Annotated in this window: 16 protein-coding genes and 6 pseudogenes; 13 read left to right on the forward strand and 9 right to left on the reverse strand. The window is 66.8% G+C overall.

The window, feature by feature from the left end:
* A partial coding sequence (locus ACIQG9_RS24275; protein WP_400406477.1) for a hypothetical protein occupies positions 1 to 201 on the forward strand: 201 nt, incomplete at its 5' end.
* Positions 202 to 376: 175 nt separating this feature from the next.
* Here the strand turns inward: ACIQG9_RS24275 and ACIQG9_RS24280 are convergent.
* Both ACIQG9_RS24280 and ACIQG9_RS24285 read right to left on the reverse strand, forming a co-directional pair.
* A pseudogene (locus ACIQG9_RS24280) lies at positions 377 to 761 on the reverse strand (LexA family protein); the annotation flags it as partial.
* 2 nt (positions 762 to 763) lie between these two features.
* Positions 764 to 1,363, reverse strand: a pseudogene (locus ACIQG9_RS24285) (IS5 family transposase); the annotation flags it as partial.
* A 247-nt stretch (positions 1,364 to 1,610) separates the two neighbouring features.
* On the opposite strand from ACIQG9_RS24285, the pseudogene ACIQG9_RS24290 reads away from it, so the two are divergent.
* Positions 1,611 to 1,840, forward strand: a pseudogene (locus ACIQG9_RS24290) (transposase family protein); the annotation flags it as partial.
* 15 nt (positions 1,841 to 1,855) lie between these two features.
* Here ACIQG9_RS24290 and ACIQG9_RS24295 read toward each other — a convergent pair.
* Genes ACIQG9_RS24295 through ACIQG9_RS24305 form a run of 3 tightly spaced genes read right to left on the reverse strand, consistent with a single transcriptional unit; the run spans position 1,856 to position 3,332 of the window.
* Complete coding sequence (locus tag ACIQG9_RS24295; RefSeq protein WP_400406480.1) at positions 1,856 to 2,335, reverse strand: DUF5662 family protein; 480 nt, start codon at positions 2,333 to 2,335, stop codon at positions 1,856 to 1,858.
* Complete coding sequence (locus ACIQG9_RS24300; protein ID WP_400406482.1) at positions 2,332 to 3,027, reverse strand: hypothetical protein; 696 nt, start codon at positions 3,025 to 3,027, stop codon at positions 2,332 to 2,334. The genes ACIQG9_RS24295 and ACIQG9_RS24300 overlap by 4 nt, the downstream gene beginning before the upstream one ends.
* Positions 3,024 to 3,332 carry a transposase gene (locus tag ACIQG9_RS24305; protein WP_400406484.1) on the reverse strand — a complete coding sequence of 103 codons (309 nt, stop codon included), beginning with the start codon at positions 3,330 to 3,332 and terminating at the stop codon, positions 3,024 to 3,026. Before ACIQG9_RS24305 ends, ACIQG9_RS24300 begins: the two co-directional genes overlap by 4 nt.
* Positions 3,333 to 3,402: 70 nt before the next feature.
* On the opposite strand from ACIQG9_RS24305, the pseudogene ACIQG9_RS24310 reads away from it, so the two are divergent.
* Positions 3,403 to 3,615, forward strand: a pseudogene (locus ACIQG9_RS24310) (IS5/IS1182 family transposase); the annotation flags it as partial.
* Between the two features lie 13 nt (positions 3,616 to 3,628).
* Here the strand turns inward: ACIQG9_RS24310 and ACIQG9_RS24315 are convergent.
* Positions 3,629 to 4,078: a VOC family protein gene (locus ACIQG9_RS24315; RefSeq protein WP_400406486.1), complete on the reverse strand. Its 450-nt coding sequence runs from the start codon at positions 4,076 to 4,078 to the stop codon at positions 3,629 to 3,631.
* A 1,051-nt stretch (positions 4,079 to 5,129) separates the two neighbouring features.
* On the opposite strand from ACIQG9_RS24315, the pseudogene ACIQG9_RS24320 reads away from it, so the two are divergent.
* Positions 5,130 to 5,573, forward strand: a pseudogene (locus ACIQG9_RS24320) (transposase); the annotation flags it as partial.
* 158 nt (positions 5,574 to 5,731) lie between these two features.
* Here ACIQG9_RS24320 and ACIQG9_RS24325 read toward each other — a convergent pair.
* A pseudogene (locus ACIQG9_RS24325) lies at positions 5,732 to 5,989 on the reverse strand (transposase); the annotation flags it as partial.
* 133 nt (positions 5,990 to 6,122) lie between these two features.
* Here ACIQG9_RS24325 and ACIQG9_RS24330 point away from each other — a divergent pair.
* The 3 genes from ACIQG9_RS24330 to ACIQG9_RS24340 are packed head-to-tail and all read left to right on the forward strand — an operon-like array spanning position 6,123 to position 9,002.
* The gene (locus tag ACIQG9_RS24330) at positions 6,123 to 6,653 is read left to right on the forward strand and encodes an RNA polymerase sigma factor (RefSeq protein ID WP_400406489.1); all 531 of its coding nucleotides are present in this window, start codon (positions 6,123 to 6,125) and stop codon (positions 6,651 to 6,653) included.
* A gap of 10 nt (positions 6,654 to 6,663) precedes the next feature.
* On the forward strand, positions 6,664 to 7,266 hold the full coding sequence (locus ACIQG9_RS24335) for a hypothetical protein (protein ID WP_400406492.1): 603 nt from the start codon (positions 6,664 to 6,666) through the stop codon (positions 7,264 to 7,266).
* Positions 7,267 to 7,298: 32 nt separating this feature from the next.
* A complete protein-coding gene (locus ACIQG9_RS24340) occupies positions 7,299 to 9,002 on the forward strand; it encodes a hypothetical protein (protein ID WP_400406495.1) in 1,704 nt (567 codons plus the stop codon).
* 18 nt (positions 9,003 to 9,020) lie between these two features.
* Here the strand turns inward: ACIQG9_RS24340 and ACIQG9_RS24345 are convergent, their stop codons facing one another.
* Together ACIQG9_RS24345 and ACIQG9_RS24350 are read right to left on the reverse strand one after the other, a co-directional pair.
* A complete protein-coding gene (locus tag ACIQG9_RS24345; protein ID WP_400406498.1) occupies positions 9,021 to 10,109 on the reverse strand; it encodes an IS630 family transposase in 1,089 nt (362 codons plus the stop codon).
* A gap of 63 nt (positions 10,110 to 10,172) precedes the next feature.
* Positions 10,173 to 10,997 (reverse strand): MurR/RpiR family transcriptional regulator, encoded by an 825-nt coding sequence (locus ACIQG9_RS24350; RefSeq protein ID WP_400406500.1) that lies wholly within the window; start codon positions 10,995 to 10,997, stop codon positions 10,173 to 10,175.
* Between the two features lie 160 nt (positions 10,998 to 11,157).
* Between ACIQG9_RS24350 and ACIQG9_RS24355 the strand changes: the two genes are divergently transcribed.
* The 6 genes from ACIQG9_RS24355 to ACIQG9_RS24380 all read left to right on the forward strand — a co-directional run bounded on the left by ACIQG9_RS24355 (position 11,158) and on the right by ACIQG9_RS24380 (position 16,771).
* Positions 11,158 to 12,153, forward strand: coding sequence for an amidohydrolase family protein (locus ACIQG9_RS24355; RefSeq protein WP_400406502.1), 996 nt, complete (start codon positions 11,158 to 11,160; stop codon positions 12,151 to 12,153).
* Positions 12,154 to 12,220: 67 nt separating this feature from the next.
* A complete protein-coding gene (locus tag ACIQG9_RS24360) occupies positions 12,221 to 12,931 on the forward strand; it encodes an RraA family protein (protein ID WP_400406503.1) in 711 nt (236 codons plus the stop codon).
* Positions 12,928 to 13,419, forward strand: coding sequence for a tripartite tricarboxylate transporter TctB family protein (locus tag ACIQG9_RS24365; RefSeq protein ID WP_400406505.1), 492 nt, complete (start codon positions 12,928 to 12,930; stop codon positions 13,417 to 13,419). Before ACIQG9_RS24360 ends, ACIQG9_RS24365 begins: the two co-directional genes overlap by 4 nt.
* Positions 13,420 to 13,472: 53 nt before the next feature.
* A complete protein-coding gene (locus tag ACIQG9_RS24370; RefSeq protein WP_400406507.1) occupies positions 13,473 to 15,071 on the forward strand; it encodes a tripartite tricarboxylate transporter permease in 1,599 nt (532 codons plus the stop codon).
* Positions 15,072 to 15,116: 45 nt separating this feature from the next.
* Complete coding sequence (locus ACIQG9_RS24375; protein WP_400406509.1) at positions 15,117 to 15,758, forward strand: hypothetical protein; 642 nt, start codon at positions 15,117 to 15,119, stop codon at positions 15,756 to 15,758.
* Entirely contained in the window at positions 15,755 to 16,771 is a 1,017-nt protein-coding gene (locus ACIQG9_RS24380; protein WP_400406511.1) for a hypothetical protein, read from the forward strand. The genes ACIQG9_RS24375 and ACIQG9_RS24380 overlap by 4 nt, the downstream gene beginning before the upstream one ends.
* Positions 16,772 to 16,782 lie beyond the last annotated feature (11 nt).

The raw sequence follows: 16,782 nt of genomic DNA on the forward strand, positions 1-16,782 counted from the left end.
ACGCTCGTCATCAGTCAGTTCCACCACACCACGCGGACGACCAGCCACCGCGACAGTCTACTATCTGCCGACGAATTAACGACTCAGGACACTAGCCTTCTGGCCGTAGTTGGATGCATATCTATTAAGGAAGAGTTTTGCATCTTAGCTACGACGACGGGTGCTATGAGCTTTATGACCGATCTTGGACTTGGTTTGTAGGAGAAGCCCTCGTCCTGAGGGGTCGGGTTGGCCTGTTCGATGGCCGTAGCGACGCCTTGGGGCGGTGTCGTGATGCGCGTGTCCGAGGGACCGGGTCGGGTCTACCGGCGGTGTGGCTGTCGTGATGAGGTGACGGGTAAGCAGTTCGGCGCCGGTTGTGTCCGGTTGGCGGACCTTAGCCATGGTCGGTGGTACTTCTCGTTGCAGGTGCCGGGGCCTGACGGCGGCCGTGAGCGGGCGCGTAGGGGCGGACCACCTTGCCGAGGATCGTCGCTTGGTTCCCCGGGATGGCTGAGTAGAGCGGGTTGCGCGGCACGAGTTCGACTGCTCCATCGCGGGCGCGGTAGACCTTTGACTGTGGCCTCGCCGTCGAGCAGGGCGGCGACGATGTCGCCGTTGTCGGCCACCGCTTGCTGTCGCACGACGATGACGTCTCCATCCCCGATGCCAGCCTCAATCATCGAGTCCCCTCGCACGTAGAGGGCGAACAGCGTGCCGCGGCCGACCATCGCAGTGGGCAGGGACAGGACTTCCTCGATGTGTTCCTTGGCGAGGATTGGGGCGCGCCGTATTCGACGACGCGTTTCTTGAATCCGGCGTCGACCCAGGTCTTGGTGAGGGTGGGGTAGGTGGTGGTGGCCTGGTCGAGCAGGTCCATGCCGATGGTGTTGTCGCTGGTGCTGGCTGCGGTGACGGTGACGGCGAGGGGTAGGCCGAGGGTGTCGGTGATGATGCCGCGTTTGCGGCCGACGATCTTCTTGCCGGCGTCGGTGCCTTGTGTGGTCAGTGGGACGTTGGTCGAGGTCTTCACGCTCTGGCTGTCCATGATGGACGCAGTGGATTGGGTGGTGCGGCCGTGGTGGTGGCGGACGAGGCCGGTGAGTTGGTAGTTGAGTTCGGTGGAGATGCCTTCCTTGCTTGAGGCGGCGAAGTGGCCGTAGACCGTCGGGTGGGGTGGGAAGTCGTGGGGCAGGTAGCGCCAGGCGATGCCGGTGCGGTTGACGTAGAGGATCGCGTCGAAGATGTCGCGGAGGTCGTGGGTGGGGGTGCGGCCGCTGACGCCGGCGTCGGTGCGGGCCTGTCGCCGTGCGGTCAGACGGGGTGCGATCAGGGCCCATCGGGCGTCGGGCAGGTCGGACGGATAGGCTCGTCGCGCGGTCATGATTCAGGCGTACGGCGTCTGGGGTCGGATCGGCGGACCTCATGTACGTCGATGTCGGATGAAAGTGAATCAGACACGATCGCGGGCTGAAATGCTCTGATTCTGGTCAACGTGGAGCTGGCGGCGATGTGCTCTTTCCAGGTCAGGTTTGGCATATCGCCCTGACGAGGTCGAGGCGTAAGTCGGTAAGGAATGTCTCGTAACCTTGGTGTCTGTCCGTTGAGGATGGTTAGGGCAGGATGCCGGGGTGCAGGTGATCACGGCATCTCGCTCGGAGCGGATCTTTTCGTTTACCCAGGTTGCAGCCTGCCCAGTTCCCCGCGCTGGTCCGGCTGGTCGCTGAGCGTGGTGGTGACGGCATCGATGATGGCCGGCTGGGCCGGCAGTGGGGCCCTGGACCTGCCGGATCGGGTGTTGCTGGTCGCCGCGTACTGGCGTACGAACCTGACGATGCGCCAGATCGGTCCGCTGTTTGGGTGTCGCACGGCCGTCCTATCGGTCGGTGCGGGTGGTCTCGTCGGCGATCCAGCCGAAGTGCCGGGCCGTGTTGGTCAGGATCTCGGCGAGTTGCGCGTCGATGCCGAACCGCTCGAAGCTCTTCGGCATGCTGTCGGCGAGGTCGCTGCCGCGCCGTTCGGACGCGGCTCGCCAGTCGGCCAGCATCTCGATCAGGTCCACGAGGGTCATCCCGTTAATGCCACGGTCGTGGTGTTCCGGGTGATGCGCGTTGTGCGCGTAGTGGTGAGCGAGGCCGTCGCCCATTGCCGCAAGAAGGGCTCGGTGCTCGTCGCTGCCGTACTCGGCCGCCTGGAGCTTCGGCACGTACTCGTCGTACGTCTCCACCTCGGGCGGCTCAAGCTTGGACAGGTCGTGCTGGGTGGACCGGGCGATCAGTTCCTTGATCGGGGCGCCCATGAGGGTGCCGACGCGGAGGCTGTGGATAAGGGTGTCGGGGCGGCTGTCGTAGGTCACGGTGTCCTCCGGGGTCGGGTGGTGCGGATGAGTGCGCCGATGTCGATGGCCTGGGAGAGCCAGACGGAGTCAGTACGGGTGACTCGCAACCTGTTCCGGACAGCTCGCAAGATCAGTCGCAGATCCGCGGTCGGTGTGCAGGACGCAACCGGCCAGATCGGCTCGTCTGGCGGCGGCGTTGTCCAGTGCGGCGACGCCAGGCGGGACTTCATCCGCGAGTCGAGGGAGTAGCCGACGATCCGGGGGGACCAGACGTCCTTGATCGCGCACCGGTAGAGCTTGCCCTCGCCGGTGTGGTGCTCGGTGATGTCGGCCAGCCACAACCGGTTCGGGCCATCGGCGGTGAAGTCCCGGCGCACGAGGTCGTCGTGCACGGGCGGGCCTGGCTTGCCGCCCTTACCGCGACGCTTGCGCTTGCCGAACGCGCTCCACCAGCCGTTGCCGGAGCAGATCCGCCACGCGGTCCGATCAGCCATCGGCTGCCCCGCATCGCGGGCCTCGTCGACCAGGAAACGGTAGCCGAACTCCGGATCATCACGGTGGGCGTCGAACAGCGCGTTGGCCCGATACGCCGCCACCTCCTCGGCGCTGGTGAAGGGTCGGGCCAGCCACCGGTAGTAGGGCTGGCGAGCGATGTTCAATACCCGGCACGTCACCGCCACGGGGATCCCGTCGGCGGCCAGCTCGCTCACGAGCGGGTAGAGCCTTTTCTCGGCAGATGCGCCTGCGACAAGTAGGCAGCCGCCCGGCGCAGGACCTCGTTCTCCTGCTCCAACAACCGGATCCGCTTACGTGCCTCCCGCAGCTCGCCCGACTCACTGGCGGCCGTGCCGGGCGTGGTCCCGGCGTCGACGTCGGCCTGGCGTAGCCACTTGAACAACGTCATCGGGTGAACCCCGAAGTCCTTCGCGCTCTGCTCGACGGTCACTCCCGCCTCGCGATCACGAGCGACACGCACGACGTCATCACGGAACTCTCGGGGGTAGGGCTTGGGCACAGCGACATCCTTCCAGCCCGCCCACAGGGCAAGCCATCTCAGATGTCACCTATCGGTGCAGCAGACCCGCGCCACCCTCGGCATCGACGTCGAAGTCGTCACCAAAGCCCCACATATCCGAGGCTTCTCCGTGGTCGAACGCCGATAGGTCGTCGAACGCACCCTCGACTCCGCCAGCATGATCCGCATCGCGATGATCGACAACCTCGCCAAACGCCTCACCGCCGAAACCACCCCAGCCCGGCGAGAACCCCTACAACCACAACATGCACAAAATACGTGAATCAGAAGTCCTCTCAGGCCGAGACGGCCTGGCCCATCTCGGCGAGGATCCCGGTGCCCTGGCCAAGCTCGATCAGGTAGCCGTCCGGATCCTGCAGGTAGCAGCGGATCTCAACGCCGTGGTCCTTGGGCTCGGTCAGGAACTCGCCACCCCGGGACCGCCACTGCTCATAGACAGCGTGGACGTCCGTGACCCGGATGTTCATCGCGCTGCTCAAGGTGTTCGAGTCTGTCGGCGCCTGGGCCTGTACGTCCGGCTTGTCGTCGGTCGGACCGCCCTCGCTGTTGATCACAATGTAGCTGTTGTGGAACCGCAGAATCGCCGGCTGGCGGTCCCGCACCACCGTGGCTCCCAGCACCCGCTGATAGAACTCCCGTGACCGGTCCACGTCCCGCACGATCAGCAGATGCGTGAGCACCAGCCCGCCCTCGGGCTGAAAGTAGTCCGGCGCCTCGTTCGCCATCCACGCCTCCCCCGGTCCCCGTCGGTCGGCTGCCTACCCGCCTTCGGCGTTGGCACACTTTCCTCGCGTAGGTTTCTTCGGTCGGACGCTGCGCGGTGGTCGCCCGCGGTACGTCATCAGCCGGGTGCGACCTGAGAGTTGCACCTTGACAGCTTCCGCCGCTGCGACCGACGCCGAGGTGGCGCGCCTCATCAACGCGCGGATGCCTATCACTACGGCGCCCACCAGCCACGTTAGGCCATGACAAACGGCGCTTGGCTGATCTTCAGCGAACGATCGCAGCAACGCCCCCAGCGACCGGTGTGGAGGAACACACACAGCCATTCACACTCCCGACCCCGCCTACGGATCAGAAGGTTAGGGGTTCGAGTCCCTTCGGGCGCACAAGATCAATAGGGGTCTGACCTGCCGGAATGGCAGTCAGGCCCCTTTGCTTTTCTGTCCTTTGTGGTCGGTTGGGTGCTCGGTGGGTGCTCGTGCGACGAGCATCCCTCACGTCCGGGCCTGTCCGGTGGGCGGTTGTTGCGTCCGTCTGGGTTTTGATCATGGTGGGGCTTACCGTTGCTGGTGCCCACATTCTGGTACGCGAATCTGTTCCGGGTTCGTCGTCAAGTCTGGTGGGCTTTTGGTGTCCCTCGACTTGGGGGCGTGTGCGGTGGTGCCCTCGGATGGGGATGGCCTCTTGCTTCCGCAATCGTCTACTGTCAGCGTGCCGTGAGGGGTCAGTAGCGAGGTTGCCGCAGCGAGTTTCGAACGCTCTCACTAGAGACTCTGGGCATCCGCTCTTCGGCTACTTGTTTCATTGACCTGCGACCGTGGCCCGGCCAGGCTTCGGTCGAGGCGCCCGGGCTGTCGCTCTCTTTTCGGCTGCCCACGCTGGTCGTGTGGCTTTCATTTGGCCTGCGCGGCCCGGGCGTCGCCTCAGGGCGGGGAGAGGCTCAAGAGGGGTTTGCTCGGCTCGAAGTAGCGTTGCCCTCCCGGCTCGACAACCCATGTGGATCGAGCATCGGAGGACGCGGTGAGTGGCACGTCAGATCGTGTGGTCATCGGGATGGACCCGCACAAGCGCTCCGCCACGATCGAGGTCATGGCCCGCGACGAGACCATCGTCGGTGGCGGCCGGTTCGACACCGACCGCGACGGCTACACGGCGATGAAGAAGTACGCCAACCGGTGGCCGAACCGGGTCTGGGCGATCGAGGGCTGCCAGGGCATCGGCCGGCACCTCGCCAACCGGCTCCTGGCCGACGGCGAGCAGGTCGTGGACGTGCCACCGAAGTTGTCAGCCAGGGCGCGGGTGTTCGCCACCGGGCAGGGCCGCAAGACCGACGCCACCGACGCCCACTCCATCGCGCTGGTCGGCACCCGCATGGCCGGGCTGCGCCCGGTGGTCAACGATGAGCAGTTGGCTCTGCTGCGGATTCTGGTCGACCGGCGCCGCTCCCTCGGCGAGGACCACACCCGGATGGTGTCCCAGCTGCACCAACTCCTGCTGGAGCTCATCCCCGGTGGGCGAAGAAGAGTCTGTCCGGGGCTCAGGCCAAGGTATTGCTGGCCACGGTCCGGGCCTCGTGACGCGGTCGGTAAGGCCCGGCGCAGCGGCCGTACCTCGGCGACGCTGCGGGTGACCGTCGAGCGGTGCACCCCGAACCAGGCTGCTACCACGTCATGGGTCAACCCATGCCGCAGGTGCACCAGCGTGGCCAGCAACCAGTCGGCCAACCCGAACCGATGCTTCGCACCCGCGCCGACGCCACGGCGACGCGTCCACGTCGTGAGTCGATCACGGTGGCGGGCCTGCCACTGGGGCCCCAACTCCGCGACCAGGCCCGCTATCACCTGCCGAGACAGACCTGTCATCCGAGGATTCATCATGATCGCAGCACCAACCATGACGCCAACAACGATCATCGATGCTCAAGGACTCGCAACCGTGCACGAGGTCGTTAGGTCGAAGTAATTGGGGCCCGGCTGTAATCGCGACGGGGTTTCTCGACAGGTACCGGCGACAGGACAACTTGGAGGTGTCATGGGAGATCGGGAAATGCGGATTACCGAGTTGTTCCGCCGACATTCGGCGGACATCTTCGCCTACGCGGCGTCCCGGGTGGGTCGTGACGACGCCGCCGATGTCGTTGGTGATGTCTTCCTGGTCGCGTGGCGGTCGCGGGATCGGGTCAAAGATGGCGACGAGCGGGCCTGGCTCTTCGGGGTTGCCCGCCGGCTCATGCTCGCCGGTCACCGGCAGAGTGCGGCCTCAACCGCCCTGGAACGGCGGCTGGCGGCGCAGAGTTGGGGCGAGGCTAGCGTCGACCCGCTAGCGGACGACGTTGTTCTGCAGGACCAGGTCCACCGGACGCTGAACAAGCTGAGCGGCGCGGATCGCGAACTGCTGATCACCGCTACCTGGTTCGACCTGAGCCCGGCCGAGGCGGCCAAGGTCCTTGGCGTTTCCAGGCCGACGTACGCCGTACGACTGCACCGCGCCCGTAATCGATTCCGTACGGCATTCGAACTGCTCACACACGAGCCGAGTGCCAGCAGTGCGCCTGGCCACAACGCACTGATCGCCTGAGGAGATCGCGATGAACATTGACAAGTTGGTACGTGCGGGCCGGCCGACCCCGCATCGGGACTGGGCGGACAGTGCCGCCGGTCGACAGGTGCTGGCGAAGGTACTGGCCAGCCCCGACCCGCAGCCCGTACCGCGTGCTCGCCGAAGAGTACGGCTGATTCTGGTCGGTGCTGTCGGCCTGCTGGTGGCCGGCGCGACCGGCGCCGCGGCGATCGTGGCGTTCGCGCCGGAGCCACCGCCGTCCTGGTCGGTGCCGGACAGCTCGGTGGGCTGTGCGGAGGAGCGCAAGGCGGACTCGAACCTGGCCATCTACCGCTGGAACGAGGGCGAGAGCCCGGTCGACGTATGTCGGCGAGACTGGCTCAGGCGCACCGGACGGGTGCCCGAGAAGCTGTTCGCCTGTGTGTACCGCCACGCCACCGACGCCGGCGTCGGTACCGGTGGAGGCGTGGTCGTCATCCCCGGTGACCAGTACAACACCGCCGCCCAGGCGTGCGAGTCCATCAAGATGTATGTCGCGCCGAACGACCTCAAGCCCAACAACACCCCTCCTACGAACACGCCGGCTCATCCGGGCCGGGCCAGTCAAGGCACCGACGGGGGGACCAAGTGAAGCGACGCATACCGACCGTTGTCGTCAGTGCGATGTTCGCCGTCGTTTCCGCCGCCACCAGCGCTTTCGCGGCGGCAGCCGGCCAGCCTGCGACCGAACTCGACGGTTACTGGGACGCGACCGTGTCATCGCGACCCTCGGCCTCCGCGGACGCGTCCTTCCAGGGTGTCCGCCGATCAGACCCCGCAGAACACCCGCTCGCGGCAGCCGGCCCCGGCCGTCCCGGCTCCGCGCCGAACCCGGACAATCCGTCCCACTCGATCAGCCTCCGGGCGGTCGACCGAGCCGGGAATCCGGCCGATGACGGCCAGACCTCCTATGCCATCTACAGCCTGGAGACCGGTGGCCAGGTCGCGTTCGGGCAGATCGGAGCGGACAGCGCGGTGCAACTGCCGGCGGGCCGGTTCGGGATGCGGTCCTCCGTACTCACACCGGGCTCGGATACCGCTCCGGCGTCGCGAACCCTCGTCATCCACCCCGAGTTGGACCTGACCGCGGACACCACGGTCACCCTGGACGCCCGCGCGGGTAAGCCGGTCTCCGTCGACCTCGACCAACCGACCGCCACCCAGGTCAGCGCGCTAGTCACCGTGCTGCAGACAGCAACCAACGGGCGTCTCATCCGCTACGAGTTCGGTGATACCAGCTTTACCGACGGCACGTACTTCGTCACCCCGACACCCGCCCGCAGCGATCTGAACACCTATGTCTACACGGTGTGGACGATGCCGGACCGTCCCGAAATCTACAACCTGGTCAACGCCACCACAGGGCGGGTTCCCGAACAGCTCATCTACCGGGTGCGGGTTGCCACACTCGCCGCCGTGCAGGTCAGATACCCGGCACAGGGCGTCGACGCCTGCGGTGGTACATATATCGGACCGCTGTACCAGGGTGTGCCGGCGACCGTCTCCTACGGCACGCGGTTTCCGCTGCCTACCCGCCGGACCGAGTACTACATTCCCAGCACCGACGTTTCCTGGTTCACTGAGTTCGATCAGATGGCCAAGGACTGCACCTTCGACGAAATCGACGTGCAGACCGCGCCGCCGGTCACCTACCGGCGTCCGGGCAAGCATCAGGCGATCTGGAACAGTGCCCCCTTCGCGCCGTCAACCACCGACGCGTCCGGCCAGCCAGCGGCGACCCGCGACGGCGACTCCATTCGGATCCGCCTCCCGATGTTCGCCGACTCACAACCTGGCCACGGCGACTACGCGGGCCCCTACGCCGGTGCCACCGGTGCCGTCGTTCTCTCCTCGGGCGACGCGAAGGTCTGCGGCTCCGACCTTGAGGCGGCAACCTGCGACGCGCCCAGCGGCTTGCACGAATACCAGCTCGCCGCGTCGGCGACACGCAAGGTGTCGTGGTCAACGCTCAGCACCCAGACGGCAACAAACTGGACCTTCCGCTCGGCGACCACCCCGTCGACCCAGGCCCTACCGCTCATCAGCGCCAAGTACGACATGCGGCTCGACGACTACAACAACGCACCAGCGAATCAGCCGTACTCGTTCGCGGTGGTAACCGGCACCCGGATGACCACCGCAACCCTGGATGTCTCCATCGACGGTGGTGTGACCTGGCGACCGGTCCCGCTCGACCGCACCCACAACGGCTGGCAGGCAACCCTGGTGAACCCGGCCAGCGGCGGGGTGTCGCTCCGGTTCGCGGCAACCGACGCGGCCGGCAACCACGTCAGGCAGACCATCACCAACGCCTACCAGGTGTCCTGACGTTCTAACAACTCCTAACTAATGTCCTGAGTCGTTAATTCGGCCGCAGTATGTGGCGAGGCTGTTCAGGATCTCGTCGGCAGTTCTGGTCCAGACGAACGGCTTCGGGTCGGTGTTCCATGCCTCGATCCAGGTCCGTACATCGGTTCCGAGGTCGGCGAGGCTGCGGTGGCTGGAACGGCGGAGTTTGCGGTTGGTCAGCTCGGCGAACCAGCGTTCTACGAGGTTGAGCCACGATGCCGATGTCGGAGTGAAGTGCAGGTGAAAGCGGGGGTGCGCGGCCAGCCAGCGTTGCACGGCCGGGGTCTTGTGGGTGGCGTAGTTGTCCAGCACCAGGTGCAGGTCCACGTCGGCGGGCGTGTTGGCGTCGATGGCCTTCAGGAACTTCAGAAACTCCTGATGGCGGTGCCGGCGGTGCAACTGCCCGATGACCTTGCCCGTAGCGGGATCGAACGCGGCGAACAGGCTGGCTACGCCGTGACGAACGTAGTCATGGGTCTGCCGAGCCGGCACGGTGGGCATCATCGGCAGCATGGGTCGGGTCCGCTCGAGGGCCTGCATCTGCGACTTCTCGTCGACACACAGCACCATCGCCTTGACCGGCGGATCCAGGTACAGGCCCACCACGTCACGGACCTTCTCCACGAACATCGGGTCAGCCGACAACTTCCACGTGTCCACCAGATGCGGCTTGAGACCGAACGCCCGCCAGATCCGGGACACTGCCGTCTGCGACAACCCGGTCTCGCGCGCCATCGACCGCGTCGACCAGTGACTGTCCTGATTGGCCGGCTGCTGTTCGAGGGTCTTGACGATCACCTCATCAACCCGGTCGTCGGTGATCCGACGGGGCGCTCCCGGCCGCGGTTCGTCAACGAGGCCCTCCAACCGACGCGCCAGAAACCGGCCACGCCACTTGCCCACCATATCCCGCGACACCCCAAGCCGCTGCGCGACGTGCGTGTTCACCAGGCCATCAGCACACAACAACACGATCTTCGACCGCAACGCCAACGCCTGCGACGACTTACCGCGTCGCGCCCACCGGGTCAGACACGCACGCTCGTCATCAGTCAGTTCCACCACACCACGCGGACGACCAGCCATCCCGACAGCCTACTTTCTGCCGCCGAATTAACGACTCAGCACACTAGCCCTGCAATCGCCGGGTCAGTGGTGCTCGGCCGCTGCTTCGAGCTGATCGATGCGTTCCCGCATGGTTCGCAGGGCGTCGGCGCGATACTGAAGCAGGTCGTAGTGGATGGCGTAGCACAGCGTCGTCATGGAGACGATCACTCCGTGACGTGCCCGGTCGCGGGGGATCGCGATCACGTGATGGGGCAGGTCGTTGTGCAGCAGCGTGTCCTCGTCGGTCAGCAGGATGATCGCCGCCCCCTGCTTGGCCACGAGCCGGAGTTGTGCGGACATCCTCATGTAGTCCTCGGAGAACGCGAAGACCATCAGTGTGTCGTCGGGTCGGACGGCTGCCAGTCGTTCGGCCCGTCCGCGGCCGGTCTGGGTGATGGTGGCGACCTGCAGGCCGGCGAGGGACAGCTTCGCCCGCATGAACTCGACGAGCGGGAGGACCAGGCCGTGCCCCATGATGTGCACGCGGCTGCAGGCGAGCAGCACCTGGACCGCTGAGTCGATCCTCTCCTGGCCGATCTTCTCGGGGAGGCTCTGGAGTACCTGGACCTGTGACCGGATGACCATGGCCAGGGAGAAGCTCTCGCCTTCCTCCCGCATCGCGATCGTCCGGTCGATCACGTTCAGGCTGTCCGCGACGAGCGCCTCCCGCATCTCGATGTAGCCGGCGTAGCCGAGCTTCTGGGCGAAGCGCACGACCGTCGACTCGTGGACGCCGGCCTTCTTGGCCACGTCGGCGGCACGCATGAACGGCGCCTCCCGGGGGTCGGCCAGGAGAAGGCCGCCGATGCGGCGTTCGGCCGCGGTCAGGGCGCGCGTCGTGCTCTCAAGTGCCTGGTAGAAGCTCATCGGTGCCGATCGTAGAGGTAGGGGACTGAACTGGGATGCCTCCGCAAGAATTCTTGCGACGATGTTGACATCATGCAGGTCTACTCCTAGTGTCGGCGATCACATCGGTTACGTCGTTCATCGGCCCGTAACACGCCTGGTCTAGCCACAGGAGCCCGTGTTGATCATCGACACCCACGCGCACTACACCACCGCCCCGCCACAGCTGGACGCCTACCGTGCCCGTCAGTTGGGCTCCCTGAACCGGCCGTCCCTCGGCCGGCCCCCCAAGATCTCGGACGACGAGATCCTGGCCTCGCTGCAGGGGCACCTGAAGCGGATGGACGACTTCGGTATCGACCGCATGATCTTTTCACCCCGCGCATCCGGCATGGGCCACGAGGTCGGCAACGCCAAGGTCAGCCTCTACTGGACGAAGGTCAACAACGACCTCATCAAGCGGGTCTGCGACCTCCTGCCCGAACGGTTCATCCCGGCGGCCCAACTGCCGCAGTCACCCGGCGTGAGCCCTCAGAACTGCCTGGAGGAGCTGACCCGCTGCGTCGAAGAACTGGGTTTCGTCGGCTGCAACGTCAATCCGGACGTGTCCGGCGGCGGTCAGCCGTTCACGCCGGCCATCAGCGACGAGTGGTGGTATCCGCTGTGGGAGGCGATGATCTCCCTCGACGTGCCGGGCCTGGTCCACGCCTCGAGTACGGTCAACCCGGCGCTGCATCTCAACGGCTCGCACTACACCAGTTCGGACGCCGCGGTGACCTTCGAGCTGTGCTGGAGCGACATCTACGACCGCTACCCCGGCCTGAAGCTCGTCGTGCCGCACGGCGGCGGCTCCGTACCGTTCAACTGGAACCGCCACCGCGCCCTGCACACCCTTCAGGGCAAGCCGCCGTTCGAGGAGCGGATCAAGAACATCTACTTCGACACCGCGCTCTACGACCGCGACTCGATGGAGATGCTCATCCGCAAGGTCGGCGCCGACAACATCCTGTACGCCGCCGAGCCGTTCGGGACCGCCAAGGCGACCGACCCGGAGACCAACCGACTGTTCGACGACACCGTCGCGTTCGTCAACGACATCGAGTGGCTGAGCCAGGAGGACAAGGACAAGGTCTTCGCTGGCAACGCGCGTCGGCTGTACAGCCGCGCCAAGCTCTGACCCACCCGCGAACTCACCAGGCCAGACGAGCTTCAGTGACCTCCGGACCCGAGGAGAGGGATACAACATGACGATCGGCTTCCAGATCCGCCGCCGGACACGGGCCGCCTCGGCGTCCCAGGCGGCCCTTTTCACGGACATCCCGGTCGCCAACATCAGCGACTGCATGAACCGGCTCTCGGCCGGGGGAGCGGACGTGGTGTTGATGAACCGGGATTTAACCACGAAGATGAGCGGCCCGGCGCTCACCGTTCGTACCCGCCCGGGTGACAACCTGATGGTCCACAAGGCCCTCGGCATGGTGGAACCCGGCGACGTCCTCGTCGTCGACGCCGGCGGGGACCTCACCAACGCCATCATCGGCGAGATCATGGTGGCGGCCGGCATCGCCAAGGGCCTGGCCGGCCTGGTCATCTACGGCGCGATCCGCGATGCCAGCACGCTGTGTACCGGTTCGCTCCCCATCTTCGCCCGGGGTGTGACCCACCGGGGCCCGTACAAGGACGGCCCGGGTGAGATCAACGTGCCCGTCGGCGTGGGCGGCATGGTCATCAACCCGGGTGACCTCGTCGTGGGTGACGCCGACGGCATCGTCAGCATCCCGCTGGACTCGCTCGACGGCGTCCACGCGGCGGCGCTGCGGAAGGGCGCGACGGAGGCGATCTCTCTCGAGAACTCGGCGGCCGGCAGCCGCGACGACTCCTGGGTCGACAAACGCCTGGCCGCGCAGGGCTACCGCCAACCGGACACGTACGAATACGAATCGGCGACCAGGTGAGCACCGGGGCGAGGCGGGACGCACCGACCCGGCATCCCCGCGACATCTGGGGCAGCGCGGCGACCATCGCCGTCGCCGCGGTCGCCCTGGAGCGGTCCGTCAGCTACGGGTTCAAGGGCAAGAACCAGCTGGTGGGGCCCGGGCTGTTCCCCGCCATCGTCGCGGCGGCACTGCTCCTGGCCGGTGCCGCCTGGGCCTGGCAGACGTGGCGCTCCGCCGTACCCGAGTCGGAGGAACCGATCGAGTGGCCGGACGCCGGCGGGACCCGCCGGATCCTGCTGACCGCCGGGGCGCTCCTGGCAGCCGGGCTGCTGTTCGACGTGGTCGACTTCCGGCTCACGATCTTCGCGGTCACGGTTGTCCTCCTACGCTTCGTCTTCGGTCGATCCCTGCTGCTGTCCGCCGCGCTCGGGGTCGTCCTCGCCGTCATCTGCTATCTCGGGCTCGCCCTGGGCCTCGGCATGGTGCTGCCGGTGTTCCGGTGGTAACCCGCCGGCCAGTGCCTCCGATCACGACGAAACACTAAGAAGGGTCGTCCGACGTGGACTCAGTCGACCAATTCCTGTCGGGACTGCAGAACGTCCTTGCACCCGAGATGCTGCTGTACGCCTTCGTGGGATGCGTGGTCGGCATGATCGTCGGCATCCTGCCCGGATTCGGACCGGCGGCCGCGACCGCGCTGCTCTTCCCCCTGTCGTTCTCCCTGGGGGCAACCGAGTCCCTCGTCATGATGGCGGCCGTCCTGTACGGCGCGACCTACGGCGGCTCGATCACCGCGGTGCTGCTGAAGGTTCCCGGAGAGGCCAGCTCGGTCGCCACGACGCTAGACGGCTATGCGATGGCCAGGGCCGGCCGCGCCGGACCGGCACTCGTGGTTGCCGCGCTCGGCGGCTTCGCCGCCTGCATGGTCGCCGTCGTCGGGTTCGTCGCCGCCACCCCGCTGACCGAGTTCGCGGTCACGCTCGGCCCCGTCGAGATGTTCGCTCTCACCATCCTGGCCCTGCTGATCGCGGCCGGCCTGGTCGGCAGGTCGATGGCAAAGGGTCTCGTCGCGGTGGCACTGGGACTGCTGCTGGCGACCATCGGCCGCGACCCGCTCTCCGGAACCGAGCGGTTCACCGGCGGCATCGACGGCCTGATCGACGGACTGGACATCATCCCCGTCATCATGGGCCTGTTCGGGCTGACCGAGCTGTTCACCACGATCGAAAGGCGTTACACGGAACGCAAGGCGATCGAGGTCGGCCGCATCCTGCCCACGCGCGACGACCTCAGGGCGTCGGTCGGCCCGGCAGCCCGCGGTTCCGTGATCGGGTTCTTCCTCGGCCTTGTACCAGGCTCACCCGGAGCCACCACCGCCTTCGCCTCCTACAGCCTGGAGAAGAAGCTCTCCAAGCATCCGGAACAGTTCGGCAAGGGCGCTATCCAGGGCGTCGCCGGACCAGAATCCGCCAACAACGCGTTGAGCGTGGCGGGCATGATTCCGCTCTTCACACTGGGCATCCCCTCCTCCGCGACGATGGCGATCATGTTCGGGGTCTTCACCGCCAACGGACTCATCCCCGGCCCCAGACTGTTCACCGACAACCCCGAGGTGCCATGGACGATCCTGGCCAGCATCGTCGTGGGCAACCTGATCCTGCTGATCCTCAACGTGCCGCTGGTCCGCATATGGGTGCAGGTGCTCAAGACCCCGTACCCGGTGCTCTACGCGGTCGTGGTCGTCTTCCTCCTCATCGGCGCCTACAGCCTGCGCAACAGCTCCTTCGACATCTTGGTCCTCCTCGCCTCCGGGTTCCTTGGGTACCTGCTCCAGAAGCTGGACATCCCGGCGTCGCCCATCGCGCTCACCCTCGTTCTCGGCGACCTCATGGAAACCGCCTTCCGGCAGACGCTCGCCCTCTCCCGCGGTAACCCGGCTGGCTTCTTCGACAGCACCACGGCCATCGTCATCTACGCCATCACCGCCGTGTCGCTGGCCAGCATCCCCCTCACCCGCCGGCTCCGTGCGCGGCGCGCAACCGGCCGGCGCGAGCCCGAGCCCGAGCCCGAGCCGACGGCAGCAGGCCAGCACACCACCGCGCCACCGCCGGCTGCGGACACCCCCAGCCAGCGGCCCGCCGACTCCACCGCCGCCTGAAGGGACCGCGATATGAAGAAACGGATCGCCGCGTCCCTGTTGTCGTTGACCCTGCTCACCGCCGCCTGCGCCGACAGCACCGGCGGCGGTGACGGCGGCCGAGCCGCCTACCCGGGCAACCTGAAGCCACTGACCATCTCAGTGCCGTTCGGCGCCGGTGGAACGACCGACACCATTGCCCGCCTGGTCGCCCCGGAACTGGAGAAGAGCGTCGGCGTACCCGACGGATCCATGATCGGGTTCGCCAACCTGCCCTCGGCCGTCACTACCTACGTCGGCAACGGTGACGTCAGCTACGACAAGCGCTCCTTCATGCCGCTCGGCGTCCTGACCTCGGTCAGCACCGTCAACGCGGTTCACGAGGACAGCCCGCACGAGAATCTGGGCGACCTCGTCGAGGCGGCACGCGCCAAGCCGGGCCGGATCGCGTCGGCGACCGCGGCCGAACAGGGCTTCGACCTCAATCTGCTCTCCCGCATCGGAACCGCCGCGCCCGCGGGGATCGACGACAAGGCCCGCGACGTCCTCGTCAGGGCGCTGCGGGACGTCGCCGAGAAGACCACCTTCCGGAGCGCCGTCGAGGCGCTCGGCTACGGCGGAGGATTTCTCGGCCCGGACCAATTCGGCGTCGAGTGGACCGATGCCGAGGACATCGCCCGCACCGTGGTCGAAGAGGAGAAGGAATGAGCTCCGCAGGCTCTCGCACCGGTGCCCGCCCTGCGGCGCCGGCAGGCGCCGGCAGGCCGTACCGCTCGGCGCTTCGCGCCGACGGGCCTCCGCTGCTGACCGCGGCCTTCGGCCGCCGTGGCGTGGTGAACCCGATCCGCGACGGGCTGTCGGCACTCGGCTGGTCGTTCGACCTCCACGACATCACACCGCTGCCGACGGCGTTCCGGATGATGGTCAACGAGCGCTCGTTCCACGTCGCCGAGATGGCGCTGACGACGCTCGCCATGGCGATCGAGCACGGCCGGCCGATGATCGGGCTGCCCGTGGTCCTCAACCGCGACTTCCACTACCGCTCGATCGTCGTGGGTGCGGACTCCGGCATCCGCGCGCCCGAGGATCTCATCGGTCGCCGCGTCGGCGTGCGCGCCTACTCGCAGACCACCGGGGTTTGGGTCCGCGGCCTCCTCGCCTCGAAATACGACATCGCCCCGGAGCAGATGCGATGGGTGACCTTCGAGGCGGCGCACGTCGCGGAGTACGTCGACCCGCCGCACGTCACCCGCGCGCCGGACGGCGCCAGCATCGCCGGCCTACTCGCCTCGGGGGATCTCGACGCCGCCGTCATCATGGACCCCCACCTGGATCCGGGCATCGCGCGTCCGCTGTTCCCCGATGCGCCGGACAGGGCCAGGTCCGCGTATGAGTCGACTGGCATCTATCCGGTGAACCACGTGGTGGCGGTCGACACCGCTTTGCTCGAGGAACTGCCGGGAATCGCCGACGAACTGTACGGCCTCTTTCTCGAGAGCAAGCGGCGTTACCAGCGCCAGCTCCGCGAGGACGGACCCACCACCGCGCAGGACGAGTACGCCCTCCAACTGGAGGGGATCGTCGGCGGGGACTTCAACCCGTACGGGCTGGCAGCCAACCGCGAGAGCTGCGCGACCCTCATCGACTACGCCCACCGGCAGGGCCTGCTCCGGCATCCCGTCGACGTCGACGACATCTTCCACCACCCCGCCTGTCCTTGAAAGGAAATCCA

The organism is Micromonospora sp. NPDC092111, from assembly GCF_044755745.1.
Taxonomy (GTDB): Bacteria; Actinomycetota; Actinomycetes; order Mycobacteriales; family Micromonosporaceae; genus Micromonospora.